The organism is Rossellomorea arthrocnemi, assembly GCF_904424705.1.
GTDB lineage: Bacteria > Bacillota > Bacilli > Bacillales > Bacillaceae_B > Rossellomorea > Rossellomorea arthrocnemi.
The window spans coordinates 1-3,828 of sequence record NZ_CAJGBF010000045.1; the positions used below are offsets into that span (position 1 = coordinate 1).

The following is a 3,828-nucleotide window of genomic DNA, read 5'->3' on the forward strand; positions in this document are numbered from 1 at the left end:
TCTCAGAGGTCCGTCCCTATTTTTTATAATAATTCGTTTGCGATGAGTTCAAATGATTTGAGTTTATCTTGGAAGTCGTATGTGATGCTCACGAGCATGATTTCATCGGTCTGGTATTGTTTGCTGAGAGCAATGAGCTTTTCTTTTACTTTCTTCGGATTCCCGACGATCATGCGTTTGCGGTTTTCACGCACTCTCATTTCTTCAAATGGGGTGTACTGATATGCCGCTGCTTTCTCAGGACTTGGGGTTCCGTTCGAGGGCATGCCCTGTTCGATCATTAGAATTGACAAGTCAATACTTGATGCGACTCTTTCCGCTTCTTCATCCGTTTCTGCACAGATGGCAAATACGGCAACGATATTCTTCGGTTCCTTCAAGTATTCTGAAGGAACAAAATTATTCCGGTAAGCCTGGGAATATTGAGGGCCGCCCTCCCCATTAATGAACTGGGCAAACGTATAAGGCAACCCTTTTTGGGCCGCAAGAATCGCACTGGATGGACTTGAGCCGAGCATCCATACTTCCGGCATCGTTTTGATCATCGGCGCCGCCGTCAACCCCTGGTACGGATGAGCATCAGGTAAGGAATCTGTCAGATAGCCGAGTAGATCATCGATTTGTTCCGGATATCGATTCACATCCCTCGGTTTCCCGTCATGCAGGGCCATGGTGGCCATGGGCATTCCACCAGGAGCCCTTCCTAACCCTAAATCGATCCGATTCGGATTCAAGCCTTCAAGTAAACGGAAATTTTCCGCTACTTTGTAAGAAGAGTAATGAGGAAGCATAACCCCTCCAGATCCGACACGGATCTTTTCCGTATTCTGGGCAAGGTGGGCAATCAGTACTTCCGGTGATGAACCGGCAAGGCTCGTGGAATCATGGTGCTCTGATACCCAGAACCGTTCAAAGCCCAATTTCTCCGTATGTTGTGCCAATTTCACTGTATTATTCAACGCTTCTTGCGGATTCATTCCTTCTGCAATCGGTGACTGATCTAAGACACTTAGCTTCAAAATGGACATCTCCTTTAATTGATGTGAGTATTATTATCAATTCTCAAGAAAAAAATGTCCACTAACATGCTTAAAGGGTGACGGCCTGAATGGCCGTCACCCTTTGCTTACTTATTTTTTATAGATTAACACTTTACCGACTGAACCGTCATGGCTTTGGCCAGTTACACGGAATTTTAATCCGTAGTTCGGTACGTTACGTCCAGCATCTACCATACCTTTGTTGCTGTAATCTTTACTATCGTCGAATAGTGGATTACGTTTAGTATGGTTGTCTTTCATCGTCAGTCCAAGTAATTCAGTGTAATCCAAGAACATTTTCTCTGATTTATCCAGGCTGAACGCTGCATCGTGTACCTGGTAGCGTGTAGACCCGACTGTTCCATCGCTCCAGTAGTTTGTTTTTTGGTCTGCATCGACAACACCAACAAAACCGTCTCCTGGATGCGTACCTGTCCAGTTGTCACTATAAGATTTATCCACATACCATACAACAAGACCATCATCGAATTGCATTAAGCTTGCCCCGCGGCGGATGTTGGCCAGACCTTCATCCACACCGTTGTGGCTGCGCCATTCAAGCAGGTAGTAATGCTCTTTAAGGGAAATTCCATTGGAGACTTCAAAGCCCTCAGTTTTAAATTGAGGCTCTCCTTCAGCACCATCTTCAAAAACTACATTTCCATCCACAGTAAGAGTTGCGTTATCCAAGGCGAAGCCATCAAGAGCAAGGCCACCATCCGTCACATAATTGAATGTTAGCGTTACTTTCTGTCCGGCAAATTGGCTTAAATCGTAGGACTTATCAACCCATTGCCCTTTTGTGGATTCAGCACGTTGGTCTCCATCTGTATCATTGTCACCGATTACATCCAATTCAACTTCCTTTCCGCTGTCCGTTTTAGCCGTAACGTAGAGATAGTCGAAATCAAACTCGACATCATATAATGTTTTGAAGCTGAATGAAGCGTTTGTTGCATTTGTTAAGTCGAATTCAGGAGATACCAACGATGTGTTAAGGTCGTCTCCCTTAGTACTGTAATAGTACTTTTCACCAAATTCCGGCATGATACCTTTTACCTCTTTGTCAGGAAGGTCAATTTTCACGACATCATTATTAGTACCTTTCGTTGCTGCTTCATCTAAAAGCACTTCCATCCCTTTACGAGAAACATCCTGTGCATTGATTTCAGTACCACTTTGCCAGTTTCCTTTAGTACCTTTATTATCTACCACTGCAGATGCCTGAAGCATTTCTTTCATATATGGACTGAACCCTGAAGGCATACTCCCTGGTATATCTCCAGCCCAGCTTCCGCTTGCCATAATGGACCAGTAGCTCACCGGTTCCCCAGTTCCAGTGTATTGAGTATCATATTCATCAGGAAGCCCTAAATCATGTCCGTATTCATGGGCCATAACTCCGACTGCACCATCTTCAGGTTCAATTGTGTAGTCATACGCATACATAGTCCCCGCGCCAAAGTAATCAACCTCAGGCTCCGGAGATCCGGCAATCGGGAAGATTCCACCAAGGTTCCAACGGTGTGACCAGATAGCATCAGATCCTAATGATCCTCCACCAGCTTCTTCACCCACACCAGAGTGAATAACCATTAAGTGGTCTACAAGTCCATCCGGCTCTAAGTAATCCCCATCACCATCAAGATCGTAACGATCCCACTTATCATAGTCTGCAAGGTTAACGTCCGGGTCAGCCGCTGCTTTGGCAAGCGCTTCTTTGATCAGACCTCGGGCATTTACATCGCTACCATCCGGCTGTGGATCATTTCCACCATACTCAGCAGCAGGCTTGTCCGCTGTATACCAACCGGCCACCTCACCATCGACTGAATAACTTCCACCTGATTGTTGTTCATAATACTGTTTCATGGAAACATATGTTTTACCATCTGGACCTGTCCATCCTCCGGTTCCAAATAGCATATCTTGATAATGTTCGCGGGAATAGGAATCTTCCCCTTCATAATACATATCTGTCTCATCAGCAGTCATGGAATTGTGAGGCTTGTCTGGATAGTCTACGAGAAGCACCAATACTTCATCGGTACGCATTTTACCATCATACTCTTCTTCTTCCACCGGATCAGGAGAATTCTTTTTAGCATGTCCAAGCTTATTTCCTTTACCTGACTTCACACCATTATTTTTCATGGCTTTTTGAAGCTTTGTTTTCGCTTCTGCTTCTTCACTGTGAAGGTCGCCTTCACCCTCATCTGCTTGCTTCTCAGCTGATTCTGCCTTTGCTTCCAGGAACTTTTGCAATCCCTTCTGTGCTTCTGCAGCAGTTGCATTCTTCTTGATCTTTCCTTCCTTCTTCAGCATTTCAATCAGGCGATCATCATTCGCAATACCTAAATCGAAAGCCCCTCCATGCTTATGAACATTTTTCACTGCAGGCTTAGCCAAAACATTTTCAGGCACCTGAGTTGCAGCTGATGCAGGCACAGCAAATGCCCCTACACTCAGTGCGGCAACCATGGCCATTGATAATACTTTACGAGATTTCAAGCGTGATTCCCCCTTAAATATGTACTAAATTTTTACACTAATTACAATATACTCTACTATTCTGAAAAGTAAATATTTTCAGAATACAATTGGTTATTTAGTATTACGAAATATCACAAATATAGTAAAATAGAATGATTTTTCCTAACGAAATATGCAGGACTTTCGACACAAATAGTAAAAATGCCACATTCAATTATTGTATAATAATGGAATTTAAGGTCGACTTTACAAGAAATTTGTCCAATTATAGTTGGTGAAATAGATAAAAAGAGGG

At 43.7% G+C, this 3,828-nt stretch carries 2 protein-coding genes; both read right to left on the reverse strand.

Annotated elements, in window-relative coordinates; genetic code table 11:
• Positions 1–23: 23 nt before the first annotated feature.
• Entirely contained in the window at positions 24–1,028 is a 1,005-nt protein-coding gene (locus BAA9072_RS23825; protein WP_201717039.1) for an LLM class flavin-dependent oxidoreductase, read from the reverse strand.
• 102 nt (positions 1,029–1,130) lie between these two features.
• Entirely contained in the window at positions 1,131–3,551 is a 2,421-nt protein-coding gene (locus BAA9072_RS23830; protein WP_408015267.1) for an immune inhibitor A domain-containing protein, read from the reverse strand.
• Between the last annotated feature and the right edge of the window lie 277 nt (positions 3,552–3,828).